13 protein-coding genes and 6 pseudogenes are annotated in these 16,140 nt (G+C 36.2%); 3 read left to right on the forward strand and 16 right to left on the reverse strand.

The genetic code is table 11. From position 1 onward, the window contains the following. Positions 1-42: 42 nt before the first annotated feature. Positions 43-267, reverse strand: coding sequence for an ankyrin repeat domain-containing protein (locus NMD99_RS01810; protein WP_253309672.1), 225 nt, complete (start codon positions 265-267; stop codon positions 43-45). A gap of 2 nt (positions 268-269) precedes the next feature. Here NMD99_RS01810 and NMD99_RS01815 point away from each other — a divergent pair, with 2 nt between their 5' ends. Continuing rightward, positions 270-809: a latrotoxin-related protein gene (locus NMD99_RS01815; RefSeq protein WP_309166556.1), complete on the forward strand. Its 540-nt coding sequence runs from the start codon at positions 270-272 to the stop codon at positions 807-809. A 137-nt stretch (positions 810-946) separates the two neighbouring features. Here the strand turns inward: NMD99_RS01815 and NMD99_RS01820 are convergent. Next, positions 947-1,165: pseudogene (locus NMD99_RS01820) on the reverse strand (Rpn family recombination-promoting nuclease/putative transposase); the annotation flags it as partial. A gap of 272 nt (positions 1,166-1,437) precedes the next feature. Here NMD99_RS01820 and NMD99_RS01825 point away from each other — a divergent pair. Next, on the forward strand, positions 1,438-2,763 hold the full coding sequence (locus NMD99_RS01825; protein ID WP_309165749.1) for an IS110 family RNA-guided transposase: 1,326 nt from the start codon (positions 1,438-1,440) through the stop codon (positions 2,761-2,763). Positions 2,764-2,783: 20 nt separating this feature from the next. Here the strand turns inward: NMD99_RS01825 and NMD99_RS01830 are convergent. From NMD99_RS01830 to NMD99_RS01860, 7 genes and pseudogenes are all read right to left on the reverse strand, one after another. Next, a pseudogene (locus NMD99_RS01830) lies at positions 2,784-3,368 on the reverse strand (Rpn family recombination-promoting nuclease/putative transposase); the annotation flags it as partial. Continuing rightward, positions 3,365-3,964, reverse strand: a complete 600-nt coding sequence (locus tag NMD99_RS01835; protein ID WP_309166908.1) for a group II intron maturase-specific domain-containing protein — start codon at positions 3,962-3,964, stop codon at positions 3,365-3,367. The pseudogene NMD99_RS01830 and the gene NMD99_RS01835, both read right to left, overlap by 4 nt. 147 nt (positions 3,965-4,111) lie before the next feature. Further along, positions 4,112-4,351, reverse strand: coding sequence for a reverse transcriptase N-terminal domain-containing protein (locus NMD99_RS01840; protein WP_253309103.1), 240 nt, complete (start codon positions 4,349-4,351; stop codon positions 4,112-4,114). Positions 4,352-4,359: 8 nt separating this feature from the next. Then, positions 4,360-4,626, reverse strand: a complete 267-nt coding sequence (locus NMD99_RS01845) for a hypothetical protein (RefSeq protein ID WP_265017506.1) — start codon at positions 4,624-4,626, stop codon at positions 4,360-4,362. Between the two features lie 149 nt (positions 4,627-4,775). Further along, positions 4,776-4,988: a hypothetical protein gene (locus NMD99_RS01850; RefSeq protein WP_309166972.1), complete on the reverse strand. Its 213-nt coding sequence runs from the start codon at positions 4,986-4,988 to the stop codon at positions 4,776-4,778. Further along, positions 4,986-5,245 (reverse strand): annotated as a pseudogene (locus NMD99_RS01855) (PD-(D/E)XK nuclease family transposase); the annotation flags it as partial. The pseudogene NMD99_RS01855 and the gene NMD99_RS01850, both read right to left, overlap by 3 nt. A gap of 553 nt (positions 5,246-5,798) precedes the next feature. Then, entirely contained in the window at positions 5,799-7,592 is a 1,794-nt protein-coding gene (locus NMD99_RS01860; protein ID WP_253309139.1) for a reverse transcriptase/maturase family protein, read from the reverse strand. Positions 7,593-8,981: 1,389 nt separating this feature from the next. Between NMD99_RS01860 and NMD99_RS01865 the strand changes: the two genes are divergently transcribed. Next, positions 8,982-10,178, forward strand: a complete 1,197-nt coding sequence (locus tag NMD99_RS01865; RefSeq protein WP_309166560.1) for a hypothetical protein — start codon at positions 8,982-8,984, stop codon at positions 10,176-10,178. A gap of 252 nt (positions 10,179-10,430) precedes the next feature. Here the strand turns inward: NMD99_RS01865 and NMD99_RS01870 are convergent. The 7 genes and pseudogenes from NMD99_RS01870 to mnmG all read right to left on the reverse strand — a co-directional run. Continuing rightward, positions 10,431-10,583, reverse strand: a pseudogene (locus tag NMD99_RS01870) (transposase); the annotation flags it as partial. Between the two features lie 43 nt (positions 10,584-10,626). Further along, positions 10,627-10,761, reverse strand: a complete 135-nt coding sequence (locus tag NMD99_RS07940; protein ID WP_353272951.1) for an IS3 family transposase — start codon at positions 10,759-10,761, stop codon at positions 10,627-10,629. Continuing rightward, complete coding sequence (locus NMD99_RS01875; protein ID WP_253307195.1) at positions 10,758-10,991, reverse strand: DDE-type integrase/transposase/recombinase; 234 nt, start codon at positions 10,989-10,991, stop codon at positions 10,758-10,760. The genes NMD99_RS07940 and NMD99_RS01875 overlap by 4 nt, the downstream gene beginning before the upstream one ends. Positions 10,992-11,199: 208 nt before the next feature. Further along, a pseudogene (locus tag NMD99_RS08110) lies at positions 11,200-11,911 on the reverse strand (transposase); the annotation flags it as partial. A gap of 126 nt (positions 11,912-12,037) precedes the next feature. Continuing rightward, positions 12,038-12,403: a hypothetical protein gene (locus NMD99_RS01880; protein ID WP_309166563.1), complete on the reverse strand. Its 366-nt coding sequence runs from the start codon at positions 12,401-12,403 to the stop codon at positions 12,038-12,040. A gap of 119 nt (positions 12,404-12,522) precedes the next feature. Beyond that, a complete protein-coding gene (locus NMD99_RS01885) occupies positions 12,523-14,190 on the reverse strand; it encodes an aminopeptidase P family protein (RefSeq protein ID WP_253309136.1) in 1,668 nt (555 codons plus the stop codon). A 5-nt stretch (positions 14,191-14,195) separates the two neighbouring features. Next, a pseudogene (gene mnmG / locus NMD99_RS01890) lies at positions 14,196-16,128 on the reverse strand (tRNA uridine-5-carboxymethylaminomethyl(34) synthesis enzyme MnmG). Positions 16,129-16,140: the final 12 nt, after the last annotated feature.

A 16,140-nucleotide genomic window follows, 5' to 3' on the forward strand; every position in this document is an offset into this window, starting at 1 on the left:
TCCTTACCTTGAGCGTATGAGGTTTTGAATAGCTCCCAAAAATCACTTCTGCAACCTAGTATTGCCACTACAGGTAGAAACTCCTTCAAGACTAGAGTTAGGAGTAGGTAATAGTACATTAAAAAATTCTATAATATCTTGCTTGTTTTGTGCAATAGCTAAACCCATAGGGGTATTTTTATAATTATCTTCAACATTAATATTAGCCCCTTTTTCCACAAGAAACTTGGCTGTATCTAAGTGACCATAAGAAGCAGCAAAGTGCAAAGGTGTTGCACCATTCTGGGCTTGAGCATGAATGTTGGCCTCCTCAGTTTATCTCTTCTCCTTTTAAGCCAGCTATAGATATGAAGCATTCCCAACCTTCTAAAGCTATTACAGCTCAAGGTATTGATACAAATGGTACACTTCTTTTATTAGATGTATTTATAAGAAAAGTTACAGGCCAAAAGTATATTTCTAACGATATAAGGAGTATTTCTGAACAGGAAGCGCAAATTTATGCATTACCTATTGCAAAAGAATTTGAACAAGCATTAGAGGGTGCTGCTATTGAGTCAGGAATACCAGTTACAAATCTAAAATTTAATCCTGTAGAAGTATTCTTAAAGGTGGCCGGGCAAATAAGAAGTGGTAAATTCTCTGAAATATCAAAAACCTTATACTCATCTGCAAAAGAAGCTTGTCCAGAGTTTGAACAAACTGGTGAGTTTCTAGTTCATGTGAAAAGCCATCTAGAAGAGTTTTTAGCTAAAAAGGAAACTGTATTTCTACAACAAAAGCAGACTGCAGATCAGCCAACAATCTAGTGTTTCAAGGAAAGTAGTTGCAATGGAGCCATCTAAAAAGCCTGATACCTTCTTAAGCGATACATCAGTAGTTAAAGGCATAAAGCATGTTTTAGGGCTATGAAATCCCTCTTTTGTGAAGAGCTTAACAAAAATGGTTAAAAAGTATTTTCTTCCTGAAGTTGTTTTATTTCAGCTTTAGGAAGACCGGTCGCTTGGGAGATGGTATCAATGGAAACGCCAGCCTTAAGTAGGTTTTTTGCGACTTCAATATCCCTATCTTTTCTGCCCTCTTCCCTACCTTCCGCTCTGCCTTTTTCATGTCCGATTTTTATGCCTTTTTCAGTAGCATCATCAATTTTTTGAGCGAGGACAGCGCCGGACAGATAAAACCTGTCAAACCAAAAAGAAACTTCCTAGCTGAGTGTATGGCAAATTTTATGTATAATTTTGTAGAGAAGAGCTTTTTGCAGTTATAGCCGAACTGTGCAATGGTGCCTTAAGTGCCCGTAGGACAGCGTGGCTTTGGAGGAACGGTCGAACCACTGATGGAGCCTTTTGGGCTACCTCGATTAGAAGAATGTATAACTCAATCGTCCCAAGCTTAAGCACTTCTCAATTATGGATTATTATATAATGGAGATTAAAAATGGCAAAGTTCAAAAGTAAATTAGAGATAACGAATCCTAATGCAGCAGGAATCGATGTTGGCTCGGCTGTACATTATGTATGTGTACCCGAAGGAAGCGATGAACAACGTATACAAAAATTTAGCTGCTTTACGGAAGATCTCTACAACATAGCAAAATGGTTGAAAAAATGTAAAGTTAATACAGTAGCCATGGAGTCAACAGGAGTGTACTGGATTCCTTTGTTTCAAGTACTTGAATCACACGGATTTGAAGTAAAACTGGTAAACGCAAAACATGTTAAAAATGTACCTGGGAGAAAATCAGATGTGCAAGATTGTCAATGGATTCAACAACTACACAGTTACGGGTTACTCCAAGGGTCATTTAGGCCAGATGATCAAATGTGTGTATTGCGTAGTTATGTTCGGCAACGTAAAAATTTAATTGAAAATGCTTCTACACATACTTTGCGTATGCAAAAAGCGCTAACACAAATGAATATTCAACTACATAAAGTTATAAGCGATACAACTGGTGTAACTGGAATGCAAATTATTAAAGCAATAATAGATGGTGAGAATAATCCTGAAAAATTGGCTGAACTAAGAGATGGACGAATAAAAAGTGATAAATCTGTTATTGCAAAAGCATTAGCAGGAAACTATAGAAAAGAACACCTATTTACATTAAAGCAAGAATTTGAGCTATATAATATTTATCAGGAAAAAGTAGCAGAATGTGACAGGAGCATTGAAGAATATTATAAAACATTTGAGACAAAGTCTGATGAGAGTAAAAAGTTAGGTGAAGAGAAAAATAAGCACAGAAAAAGTAAACCAAACTTTGCTTTGCATGAAGAATTATATCGAGTAACTGGTATAGATTTTACCAAAATTCCTGGATTGGATATACTAACTGTACAAACTATCATTTCGGAAGTTGGTATTAACTATAATAAATGGCGATCAGAAAAGCATTTTACTTCGTGGTTGGGGCTAAGCCCTGCTAATAAAATTACAGGGGAAAAAGTGTTTAGCACAAGAACACGTAAAGTCATTAATCGTGCCGCGAATGCATTTCGAATGGCTGCTCACTGTGTATCAAGAAGCAATAGCGGAATAGGTGCATATTGTAGAAGGTTAAAAAAACGACTAGGTGCACCAAAAGCGATTACTGCTACGGCAAGGAAATTAGCATGTATCTTTTATAGTATGTTGAAGTATGGACAAGAATATGTAGAAAGAGGAATAGATTATTATGAAACACGTTACAAAGAGAAAGTTGTAAAAAATTTAATCAAAAAGGCACAGGAATTCGGTTATATCTTAGTTCAACAGGAATAACTAATGGGAAGTTTCTTAGAAGCCTGTTCATCAAGAATACGTTTTATTTCCTGTTCGTAGGCAATAAATTCTTTCTCTGACCAATTGAATCTATTTAGCTCTTCATAGGCCTTTTTAATTATTACATCACTACCTATTATTTTTTCCAGCTCTTCTTCACTAGTCTCATCTGCATATTTAAAGAAGTATATCCATTTTTCAACTATATTTTCTAACTGATCTTCTTTTGTTTTCGGAAATTTTGGCAATTCAATAAATATAAAATAAAAATCTTTTAGATCGTGTTCATTAGTGTCTTCATCTCGAATAGTATGCTTTGATTTGTACTCAGATTTATTAGGAAACAGTACACAATCTGCTATAGCAATGAAGATAATTTCCTTAAGGTCATGGTATTGATCGCCCTTGTCAGCCTGTCTTGAATAGGCTTTGGCAGCATAGTATTGGGCGCGTTTTTCAAAGCCTTTAGTTTTAGCGACCTGGTTAGGTAAGGAAGTAGTATTACTACTACTCCCTCCCTTAGAAACGCAGCATGCAGGTTTCCCAGCACTGCGCTTGAGCCCCTTATCTAAGTTCTTCTTTTCTCGAACCGGCTTGTCTTTCATGATTCCTCGGAAAACAGCATCTTTAGTGGTGACACTAACAGTAGAGAACCTTCTCTTGAGAAAGAGCTTGCTAACATTCTTGTTCGTTTCACTCTTTTATCAAAATACTTTTTCCATTTTAAGTCAAGTGGATTTGCATCCGCCCTGATTTTAATATGACGTCTAATAGGAATATCGCTTAGTTTGAGTAAGCTCATAAACCTTATTTCCTTTGGTTTGTTCTTGCATACAGAAGTAGCAAAGACCCATTGACGATGATTCGTTACTTTGAAGTAGCGATTCTTTATCCAACGTAACCCTTTACGGGGATGTCTTTTCTTTGCCCATTTCCATAAACTATGCCAAATTTCATTGTCGATCTTACTAAACGCTTTTTTAGCACACACATGACGGTAATAGTTTCCCCATCCTCTTAGTAGAGGATTGAGTGATTTAATTACTACAGCTTGTGAACTACCTATATTTGCTTTTATTAATGCACGCGCTTTTTTAAGAAACCTCTTAACACTTTCCTTCGAAGGCGTAATAATTAATTTCTTGCTGTATCTACGTACATTACAACCGAGAAAATCGAACCCTTTTGTAATAGGCTCTATCTTTTATCGTGGGTATTCCAAGAGGTCTTCTTTTGCCATTAGATTTACTGATATAAATTCGTTTTAGCGGAGAAGGTTTATACCCTCTTTGTTTTAACTGCTTTATTCCTTGAAATTTAGCATTGTAAGTTGACCATAGTTGACGATCTACACCTGCTGTGTTTTTCCTTGGTTTTCAGTTACTCTTTTAATGGCTAAAGCTTTTCCACTAAAAGAGCGTGTTAAGAGATGTTGTAAAGATTTTACCTTACTCCATCTTCCTTCTTGAACAGCCTTAACAATACGCCTTTGTAGCCTCATAACAACCTTTTGGCATTTCTTCCATGGCAACTGGTTCCATGCTTCGGAGCTGTTGGTAGGTGCACTTACAGTTTTACTTGTAATCATCTGCTTTCCTACCTTAAGTGGTTGACAAAGTTTCTTGTCACGAGGGACCAAATGGAAGTCTGCTCGTTTTCACGCGAATTAATGTTACAAATTCTATCCATTTCGTTACAAAATGGCATTCGCTTTCTCCATTTTCCTTTACCTGCATTTTCATCAGCGTTCCTTGCGGTTTGCTTGCCATATAGGCGGAAATACAGGCTTACCCTGTTCCTTCTGTCATACAACAGTGGGTTAGGTGACTTCTCTATACCGGTGGAGTTATTATTTGCGTACATCTAGAGATGAAAAATGTAACTTATCCACATTACCTTTTGGTCAGAGCTTATCAGCATCTTTAGCTCTTCAATTTTTACGATACTTACGAAGCTTCACTTACGTTCACCATACCACTAGCCTAGCCCTCCAACCACATTATGCTTGTAGTTTATGCTCCTCTTACGATTACGCATCTTCTTTTTTCAAGAGGAGGTTCATTGTCCGCATCGCTCGGCACCAACCGGTTACCCGATTCGCACTGATGCGTAGACTCAGATGGCAAAACATCTGGTTTAATAAGTTTTAGAATTCTTTCAGTTTCTTTCTGAAGGAATTCCTCTCCCTTTAAACAATATGACCGAAGACTTTCAGGTCGCACCATCTCGCAAATGTATTGAGCACCTGTAGAATCTCTACAGAGAACATCAACAATACTTTGCTTTTTAGCGGCGATATCAGGGTCTTGAATAGTACTTAAAACTCTATATCCTGTATTGCATTTTTGCCAGCAAAACCCAGAATATCATTGAGGAAGTGAATGAGGATATCTTTATTCTTTTCAGTACCAAAGATACGGCGAAAGGCGAGGAGAGTAGACCAGGAAAACTTCCTTCCTGGCCCCTCGCAGAACCTTACTATTACCCACAAATATAAATGTTTGTTGCATAGCTCTTAATGGCATAACTTTTGCTTGAAATAACTGTTTATATGGTGCAATTTACAGCTTTTAGTTGCTAAAATTATAACTCTTAGTTTAATAATTTTAATCCAATAAGCTTTCAGGTTAATAAAATTAAATTATTTGAGTAAATACAATACTATGTTTTTATTTGTGGGTAATAGTAAGCTCGCAGAACCCTACGTGAGGTAGAGTGGGCAGCCAGCGAGTTACTTGTTAAGTACTTTTCCAACAACCCCTCTCCGAACCTTACTATTACCCACAAATATAAATGTTTGTTGCATAGCTCTTAATGGCATAACTTTTGCTTGAAATAACTGTTTATATGGTGCAATTTACAGCTTTTAGTTGCTAAAATTATAACTCTTAATTTAATAATTTTAATCCAATAAGCTTTCAGGTTAATAAAATTAAATTATTTGAGTAAATACAATACCATGTCTTTATTTGTGGGTAATAGTAAGTCTCCGAACCACGCATGATCGTTTCCGTATCACGTGGCTCTCCAATAATCTAACGTTTTAAGGAGTCACCATCATATTTTCCATATTGGATTTTCTTATGGCATTCATGACAAACAACAAGAGTCTTCCTCTGTCGTTCAATCATTCTCTTTTTCCATTTCGGTAGCTCAGTATTACGTTTACCTAGCAAATCAGCAAGTTTACGTACGTGATGTACTTCAATCTGCTCTTGTGATTTACATAATTCACAAGTTTGTGCCAATAGTCTTTGCTCTATTTCACTACGCTTATTCCATATTGGTATAAGGTTATCACTTATACTTACCCATTTATTCCATTTTAGTGACACAGCACCAAAGTGTGTAATTAATGGTATCTTTGATGGTAAACGATCTACTCTGACTTGGATGACTTTTCGTTTTTCACCTTCGTCGTTTTCAATCATTGCACCAAATTTTCTATAAATTTTCCTGCAAGTTGTTTTGTATTTAGATGCTAAAGTCTTTACTAATGATACTTCCATCACATACTTCAAATAACTTAGTGTGTGAAGGTTGTAGGCCATTTTGTAATATTGTACAATTCCTCGATATTCAGTTTGATACTGAGCAACAATACTGTAAGCTGTATCAAGTGTACGTTGAGGTAAATGTATAGGCTTTCCACAACGCATATATTCAGAACACTTTTTCTGCTTTATATGATGTGGTACACGTAACCCAATACTACCGTTAATACATCGTTGTGTCCGATGATCATGTTTATCATCTGCATGCAAGACGTGTATTTTATAACCTAAAAAATTGGCTTTGCTATCACACGCGTGTGTAATAAGCGTTTTATCTTCATTAAGCATAAGTTTGAGCTCCTCATTGAGGAATTTAGCAATCTCATTTTTAATTTGTTCAGCTTCATTTTTTGGTCCTGCAAACCCTACCAGAATATCATCAGCATACCTAACATACCAAAGACGTCGATAATTTAGATCACAAGAATCCTTAGATGGCATACCCTGCACTAATTGACGCAGTTGTTTTGCTTGATCCCAGTTCCCTTGTTTTCTCATCATCGATACTTGCATGGTTAACCTTAAATATTTTGGATTTGTCTTTCTTCGCTTACCTCGGTTATTTGCTGGTATTAGTATATGTTCCACATGTTTATCTAACCGATCGAGTAATATGTTACTCAAAATTGGACCAATAATAGAACCTTGTGGTACCCCACTATGACTCTTATTGTACTTCCAATTTTCCATATATCCTGCTTTTAGCAGTCGATTGATTAGCTGAATAAAACGGTTATCTTGGAAGCTTTCACTCAGTATTTTCAACAACATAGTATGATCAATTGAGTCATAACATGCACTGAGATCTCCCTCTATAAACCATTTTGTACCTCTGCCTTTTTGCATTACTGCTCTTAATGCAGTGTGGCATCCACGCTTTGGTCGAAATCCATGTGAACATTCACTAAATTTAGGCTCATAGTAGGCTTCCAATATTAATCGGATTACTTCTTGAAGTAACTTATTTGACCATGTTGGCAATCCTAACGGCCTGCGTTTACCACTCTTCTTTAAAATATAGATACGTTTTACTGGTGTCCACCGATATCGCTCATAGCGTAAATCCTCTATGATTTTATCGATTTTCTCCAAAGACATACCATCAACTGTTTCAGTTGTCACACCTTCTGTCATAGCACCTTTATTACGACAAAGTTTGCCATACGCTCGAAGGTAAAGATCACGCTGATAAAGTAGGCGATATACGTTTTTAACCGGCAAATTTCTTTGTCCACGTTCACGTATAATGTTAAGTATTGTTTCAGCTTTCCGCATCTTGCGTACCTCCCAATTTCAACATTCAATTATCTGTCACCCTTTGCCCTGTATGTGGCTTTCCCACGCTCCCCGGTGATTCGTTACTTTCACGACTACTACGATGACTCCGTAACCATAGAACTCGCGTTCCTTAGGTCATCCCATGTTCCGTCACTAAGAACTGTTCTAGATCAACTTAGGTTTTCCATTCATCCTCTTAAATAAGTTCACTACTTATCGTTCTACAGCCAGAATGTCACACAAACGAAAGTTTAATCTGTGCTTACCGTAGACATGGGGTTTTAAATGCGATACCCATGGATGTGAAGTCCCACCCCTGAAGATTAGAATTCAAGCAGTTTAGCTTTAACCATATTGATCAGGTGTTGCAAGCCGTTATCTTACACATCTTCAGATAACTCTCGCTTTACATACATGCTCTTGTCCTCCTTCCCTTTCGGGTTAAAGTTAGTTGTTCACCTCGAGGCCATTTATTCTGAACCCCGCTTAGCTCTGCTAAGTATTTCTTAATGCGTACCACGGCGCACCCTCTCGACTCACACAGCTCCCATTATTCGGCCCTTGCTACTAATTATAGCATAATCAAGGACTCTGTTTTAATCAATTGCTCATCCCATTTCTGGTTGACAAAACAATTAAAACTAAATCCCTTCGCTCCATTTCCATTACAGAGACTTCTTCACTACTACGCGCCCCTGTTTTTCGCATCGGTACTCTCACCCTTGGAGTTTAGCTCCTTGGATTTCTCCCTTATCATCGAAACGACAGGTTCCCGCAGTTCCACGCAATAGCCCAAAATAGATTCACGCCACCTCTATGCCGGACGCCACCTATCCGGTAAACAAGCTCCCGATAGATTTATCCCAGGTTAAGTTAGACCCCTGGTTTTGACGTCATTTAAAAGGTTTCGACACTTCATCAGTGGTTCACTTTCGTTCATCTCTCCATTCCTTACATGACATATAATTGTGCCTTTTCCATAACGCTCACTACCTTGCCAAAGCAGCTTATAGTTGTTTGAAGCCTGCTCTTGTAAACCGGCTCCGAGGGGCCCACCCTCATCTATTGCGTAGCTTTTGCACTTAGTTTGCTCTTACTTGAACATTCTTTGTGTCTCTACGGCACACCTAACCCAAGAAAGGTTTTCCTACGTCATACCGCCAAGGATAGATTCCGCTAACAAGTAGCGGGATGACGAATTTGTTGTTTTTCAAATTATCGGTAAACCTAAGCCACTTTAGCTATAGCAGCCGTCTATCTTAGATTGCTTCTTATTAAAAAAAACAAAGCCTTATTAATTAAATATTATAGTTAATAATTACACTCTTTTGACAAATAATTAAAATAGTGTTAAACTGCGTGCATAAAATAATTAGTGAGGTTGCAATGTTAAGCAGTATTATAAAAGTAAAATTAGAGAAAAACTGTTGTCCTTTTGAGAAATTAGAAAACTTCTTTGCTAAAGGGGTATTTCATATAGATGATAGAAAAAGGTTCAAAGAACCTTCAGTAAAGTTAGTTATCGAACATGGATACAATGAAACTTTAACTCTACCAAGAGAAGCAATACCTAATTCTTTCGCTTTGCAGCTTTTATCTTCACTTTATAGAGGAAATGCACTAGCTTTACCTATTATGTTAAAATACCTTGTTCACAGGAATTTATCTAAAGATTTTGATGAGATCAGTAAAAAATTACAGGCCAAAATGGATCAAGATATACAAGAAGCGGAGCTACAAAACAATTCTAAAATTTCTAAAAAAATTGAGGTATGCAAACAAGACATTTTAAATGTTCTTAGTGACGGTAAATCAGTATTGAGTGATCAATTGAAGCAAAAATACTATTCTATACTAGAAAATGAGGTTAAAGAATTAAAGGCTGAGATTTCAAAAGAACTAGAAGACTATACTAACAACACTAACATTCATGAAATATATCAAAGCCTTAATAATAAAAAGAAAAACGGAGGATTATTAAAAGAAGTAGCATTAGGATGTTTAGGTATCACTGCTATAATATTAATGCTTACTTCTGTATTCTTCTTTCTCCCAATAATAATAGCCATTAACCCACCCACTCATATGAGTATGCATGAAGTAACGGTTTTTAGGTATATAGCAGTTTCACCTTTCATTGTTATGGCATTAACGCTTATAATAGCAGGTGTAGCTTACTTAGCAAGTTGTTATCTAGAGCATAGTTTTGCAAAAGAAATGCAAGACTTTATAGAAGGACCAAAATATGTAGATAAAGCAACTAATACTGAAGATGTGAAGAAATTAGAACAAGAAGAAACAGAAGTAGGCGATTATGGTAAAAAACCTTCGGCACCACCATACGATGGACCTAAGCAGCCAAGATTGTACCCAAATCTTTCAGAAGTACAACAACCACCATCATACGAAGAAGCTTGCTCTACCGTGCAACCGAAAGATTCACAACCAAGCAGTAATCTTGATTCTGCTGAGCCTGAGCAGCCAAAACTAGTTATGGATCTTTTAGAAAGTCTTCCAGAACAACTAAACACAAAATTGGGTCCTGTTCTACGTCCATCTAATACAGCAAGAGGTGTAATTTAGGGCTAGAGGTTATGATTGTAATAAAGATATAAAAAAACGGACAAGTCAAGTAAAGTTACAAATGTAATTTTGCTTGACTATCCATTTATCACCACCTAAAGCAGCTAACAAAGCCATCCCATATGACATTTTACTTATATCTAATCAAGCATATTAATAAGTAAGTAAATTTTAATATAATCTTATTATACTTATAAATATGCTGTATATAGCTAACCTAAGTAAGGTTTCCCCGAGTGCTGAAAAACAAAATCAATAGCCGAATTGATATCGGGCCAAAAGCTTGGCAGCGCTTTTTTTTATGGCATGCTTGATGGCAAACCAGAACTTCTCAATTGGATTTAAATCAGGCGAGTATGGCGGCAAAAATAAAACTTTACATCCAACACTTTCTATTAATTTTCTCGTTCTTTCAGACTGACCTTACCCAGAAAAAGTGGAGAGAAAATTAAGACGTTTTTGTCATGAGAATAAATTGTGCAGGAATGCAATAATTAATAGTAGAATGCCTACGTTGTTTGTTATAAAAGATTTCTATGTATTCAAATATGGCAGTTCTGGTTTGTTGAGCGAGAAGTATCAATAAGCAGCTCCCTTTTGAGTGAACTTTTCTGCAACAGAGTTATCGTAACAACATCCCTTATGGCTCATGCTGGAAATGATGTTTTTTGTATTCAATAGAAATTGGTAATTTTGAGAGGTATACTGTGACCCTTGATCGCTATGTAACAGCAGATTTTTATCGGGTTTGCGCTTATTAACGGCCATCAATAAAGAGTCAACAACCAATTGTTTATTTATTGAACTGCTCATTAACTACCTTACTATTACCCACAAATAAAGACATGGTATTGTATTTACTCAAATAATTTAATTTTATTAACCTGAAAGCTTATTGGATTAAAATTATTAAATTAAGAGTTATAATTTTAGCAACTAAAAGCTGTAAATTGCACCATATAAACAGTTATTTCAAGCAAAAGTTATGCCATTAAGAGCTATGCAACAAACATTTATATTTGTGGGTAATAGTAAGATTAACTACCATGCGTGAATATAGATCCTGCCAAATATAGTCATCCTTCTTTGGTTTTTATATAAGTAATCCCATATTTTATTTGGTTGATCGACAATAAAGTTTTGGTCTAATATATTGAGAGCTACGACTCTATTGTCCGTTTGTTGCTTCTTAGTTTTAAATTTTCTTCTCAATATAGCCCGAATACCATTTTTCTGCATAACACTTTGTACTGTTTTAATTTTTGCCTAAAGCTTTTAATTCAGCGTGAATTTTAGGGATCTGCATTTGGATGCTTTTTTTGAATATCTGCTAGAAGCCCATCTCTTGCTAATTCCTTACTGCTTTTTCCCTTAGCAACCCATTTATAATAACCACCAGCAGATATGTCTAAAACCCTACATAGTTCCTGTATTTTATAGCAATTTCTATATAAAAGAATACTTTACTCTTTTTGTTTGGTCAGGGCTTTTTTTTAAATGTCTCTTTCTCTTGTTACTCTTGCTAGTTCTTTTTTTAGATCAAATCTTTCTTTGTCATAAGGAGCCTTTGTCTGGAAATGCGTATGCTTCTGACATTTTTCCATCATATTTTCTTACCCATTTACTTAACATACTGCCATCTATGCCTAGATCTTTTGCTATTTTTTTACTTCTGTTTCTTTAACCAGCTTAACAGCTTCTAATTTGAATCCTGCTGCTTCTATTTGCCATATTTTGAAAAAACGTTTTATTTTACTCCAAAAACGTCTTAACTTTCTCTCTACTTTTTCTGGGTAAGGTCACTAGACACTTATGCAGCTGTGCATAGAATGACAGAAGAGACTTGCGTTAGATATTGTTTATTTACTTTCGATCTTTTCTATCAATTTTTTAACTAAGCCTCTTAGCTTTTTACTGGATTCATCAAGCTCTTGAATCTGCGAGCTATGTTCTTTCATTAGTTCCTTATAGTTACCTCTTATGTAGTCAATCATTTCCTTCATCTGAGCAATCATCTTGTTAACATCCATACTACCCAAATCAGGTACCATGCCAGGCATAGCCCCTTCTAACATACCGCCAGCCATAAGCTGCCGGGACATTTGCATAAATGGTTTTAAAGTCTGATTAAGCAATTCAGGATCCTTGGCTAATTTTTCTATTTGCTCTTTGCAAGTATCCATATACTGCTTCATAAATTCATCTTCTTGTCCTTTGTCTATCATAATATGTCTACCTTAAAATACGTATTCTTTATTATGTATCGTTTTTAAATTAAAAACAATACAAAATACCTATCACAATTGCATTAATACTTTTTAAACAATAAAAAATGCTCCTTTGCTTACAAATGGTCACATACCTTCTTTAACCATTCCTTATCTTTTACGCTATTTTCTAAGTTTTCATAGACAAATTGATGATAGCTATTTATCCATTCAATTTCATCTTTAGTAAGCATTTGCACATCTATTAGCCTTCTATCATATGGAATGAAGGTCAGTTGTTTGAAATGTAAAAAGCTATTTTCTTGTCTGTCGACATACATCAGATTTTCAATTCTTATTCCATACTCTCCCGGAATGTAATAACCAGGTTCGTTGGAAAGTATCATTCCTGGCGTGAGTTTCACTTTATTGCCCTTTGATATTGCTTGTGGTCCTTCATGTACTGATAGGTAACTTCCTACTCCATGCCCTGTACCATGCATATACTCCATTCCAAATTTCCATAAATGCGTACGTGCCAATATATCCAATTCTCCACCAGTAGTGCCAGAAGGAAAGATGACACTTGCTACAGCAATGTGAGCTTTCAATACTATTGTATAGTGGGTTATTTGCTCACTAGTCGGATTACCAACCACTACAGTTCTTGTCACATCAGTTGTGCCATTAAGGTATTGGCCACCAGAGTCAATCAAATATAGTCCACTTTTCTGAATTACCTTATTCGTCTTACTGCTTGCACGATAGTGAATTATTGCACCATTTTCATTAAATGCGGAAATTGTTGGAAAACTTGGTTGCTTAAACAAATTCTGTTCTTTTCTGTATTCTAAAATCTTTTCTTCAGCTTCAAGTTCTGTACCAACATTACTTTCAAGCCAATGTAGAAAGTTTGTAACTGCCACTCCATCTCTGATATGCGCATTTATAGCCCCAGCTATTTCAGTTTGGTTTTTTACTGCTTTATAAATTAGACAAGGATCTTCTCTTTCAGCTACCTGTTTATCTTTTATTACAGCCATGATACTCATTGGAGTTGTGTTTGGATCTATAACTATTGAATTTAGCCTGTGCAGCGAATTTTCTAGCTCACTAATATCAAAAATATTTATATGATTGCCTAAATTTGCTTCTATAGTTGAATGTTCTTTATCTTGAATAAACAAATCAACATTACCGCTTTTATACAATATAGCACGGCCCAATATACATGGAGTATATTTGGCATTTTCATTTCTTAAATTTAATAGCCATGAAATTGAATTTGGATCAGTTAAAAGCACTGCTTCAGCTTCTTTATCTATGCTTTTAGCGACTTTTTCACATTTATTCTTGCTACTTTCACCAGCATATTTAATAGAATGTAAAACCACTGCTTGTTTTCGATAGTCACTTTTTTTTCCAGCTAAACAGGGTATTAATTTACAGATATTCTCATACTTTCTTATATCTTCTATGGTAAAATATTGCAAATAGTAACCTAGTGAGGTGGTCAATGTTAAGTTTGCTTTTACCCATTCGCGTGGATCCTCTTCTTGTATATTATATACTTGAAAATTGCCCCGATCGAGCTGATTGCGAGCTTGTGTGATATAGCGTCCATCCGTAAAAAATGGGCACTTGTTGTCTTTTGTAACGATAAGTAGCCCATTTGTTCCTGTAAAGCCACACAGCTTTGTTAGCTCCTCTGAATACTCATTTAAATATTCATCTTTAGTATGCAACATAAATGCGTCAACATTTGTTTCACACATAAAAGAACGAAATTCTTCGATTTTTGACATATACCTCACGCAAAACTAGCAGCTACTTTCGTTTTCTTATTCCTAAGGTACACTAATATGCTCACTATCGCTGCGGGAGTGATGCCTTGTATTTGCTTTGCAATGCCAATCGTCGCTGGTTTTATCGTCTCCAACTTTTCTATTACTTCACTTGACAGGCCTTTAACTTGTGAATAGTTAAAATCAATTGGAATTTGAGTGTTAATTTCCTCTCGTAAAAACTTCATATCTGCTTCTTGTCTTATTAGATAAGGTTTGTATTTTGCTTCAATTTCAACTGCTTCGCATATTTCATTCTTAGCTCTATTATCCGCTTTGGTGTGTCCCATTTTGTCATTCCAGCGCGTGACGCTGCTTAACTCCGGCCATATTTCTTGTAATTTATTCCAGTCGATGTTTGGATAGCTAAGTAAATCTAATGCCGTTTTTCTTATCCCATCATAAGATATTTTAATACCATAAGATCTAAGCTGCTCAGGAGTAATCGTCAGACTCCCTAACTTCTCTTCAAGCTGCTTAATGGATTCAAGTTTATTCTGTAAAACAGAGTATCTCTCATGCGACACAAGGGAAATATCATAACCTTTTTGTGTTAATCTTCTATCCGCATTGTCTGACCTGATAGCTAGCCTATATTCTGCACGTGAGGTAAATAATCTGTAAGGCTCGATCACCCCTTTGGTGACCAAATCATCTATCATTACACCGATATATGAATCTGTGCGGTGAAGAACAAAGCTTTCTTTTTTTCAGATGCAGAGAGTGCTGCATTAATTCCGGCGATAATTCCTTGCCCTGCTGCTTCTTCATATCCAGTGGTGCCATTAATTTGGCCAGCAAAATATAGACCTTTAATTTTCTTAGTTTCAAGAGTATGGCTTAGTTCTCGTGGATCAATATAGTCATACTCAACTGCATATCCAGACCTCAATATTTCTGCGTTTTCAAGTCCTTTGATACTCTTTATCATTTCATTTTGCACTTCAACAGGCAATGAATTTGAAATTCCGTTTGGGTATACAGTATCATCATCCAGCCCTTCTGGTTCTAAAAATATTTGGTGACTACTTTTTTCAGCAAATTTATTAACTTTAACTTCAATGGATGGGCAGTATCTTGGTGCAACAATGTCATCCAAATACGAAGAAGCTGACCTATGAAGATTTTCTCTAATTATTTTATGCGTATTTTCATTAGTATGGGTAATAAAGCATGATACCTGAGGTTGGTTAATTTTTTCTGTGAGATAAGAAAACGGCACAGGTGGGTTATCACCCACTTGTTCTTGCAATATTGACCAGTTTATAGTATTACGATCAAGCCTTGGTGGAGTTCCGGTACGCAGTCTACCTAATCTAAAATCATACTTCTTCAACGTATTTGCAAGTTCTACTGCAGACTTATCTCCCATTCTTCCTGAAGGAGTTGTTTGCTCTCCTATATGAATCACACCCCGCAGAAAAGTCCCTGTAGTTAGAACGACTTTACTTGTTGATATACGTTCACCTGAGCTTATCATTACAGCTTTAATGCACGGTTCTCCATTGCCATTACTTTCTATAAGAAAATTGTCAACTGACTCTTCTTTTACCGTCAAATTGTTATAATTTAGAATAATTTCCTGTATTGCCTGCTTATATAATTTTCGGTCTGCCTGTGCACGTGGTCCCCATACTGCTGCACCTCTGCTGCTATTTAAAATGACTGAGTGTATGCTTGCTTGATCGATTGCTCTTCCCATTATTCCATCAAGAGCGTCAACTTCCCTGACTACAACACCCTTTGCAACTCCTCCAATTGCTGGATTGCAGGACATTCTCCTATAGTTGAAATTTTATGAGTTATAAGCAGCGTGTTTGCACCAAGGCGAGCTGCCGCAGCAGCAGCTTCGCACCCTGCATGACCACCACCTACTACTACTACGTCATATTTATGCATGCTTTTTTGAGT

It is taken from the genome of Wolbachia endosymbiont of Listronotus oregonensis (assembly GCF_031205055.1).
Taxonomy (GTDB): Bacteria; Pseudomonadota; Alphaproteobacteria; order Rickettsiales; family Anaplasmataceae; genus Wolbachia.

What these genes read in the sequence shown, in the direction of transcription:
- NMD99_RS01845 (WP_265017506.1), bottom strand. Translation starts at nt 4,626, where the DNA reads ATGTACGCAAATAATAACTCCACCGGTATAGAGAAGTCACCTAACCCA.
- NMD99_RS01880 (WP_309166563.1), bottom strand. Translation starts at nt 12,403, where the DNA reads ATGATAGACAAAGGACAAGAAGATGAATTTATGAAGCAGTATATGGAT.
- NMD99_RS01850 (WP_309166972.1), bottom strand. Translation starts at nt 4,988, where the DNA reads ATGGTGCGACCTGAAAGTCTTCGGTCATATTGTTTAAAGGGAGAGGAA.
- NMD99_RS01875 (WP_253307195.1), bottom strand. Translation starts at nt 10,991, where the DNA reads ATGAGCAGTTCAATAAATAAACAATTGGTTGTTGACTCTTTATTGATG.
- NMD99_RS01865 (WP_309166560.1), top strand. Translation starts at nt 8,982, where the DNA reads ATGTTAAGCAGTATTATAAAAGTAAAATTAGAGAAAAACTGTTGTCCT.
- NMD99_RS01860 (WP_253309139.1), bottom strand. Translation starts at nt 7,592, where the DNA reads ATGCGGAAAGCTGAAACAATACTTAACATTATACGTGAACGTGGACAA.
- NMD99_RS01825 (WP_309165749.1), top strand. Translation starts at nt 1,438, where the DNA reads ATGGCAAAGTTCAAAAGTAAATTAGAGATAACGAATCCTAATGCAGCA.
- NMD99_RS01885 (WP_253309136.1), bottom strand. Translation starts at nt 14,190, where the DNA reads ATGTCAAAAATCGAAGAATTTCGTTCTTTTATGTGTGAAACAAATGTT.
- NMD99_RS01840 (WP_253309103.1), bottom strand. Translation starts at nt 4,351, where the DNA reads ATGATTACAAGTAAAACTGTAAGTGCACCTACCAACAGCTCCGAAGCA.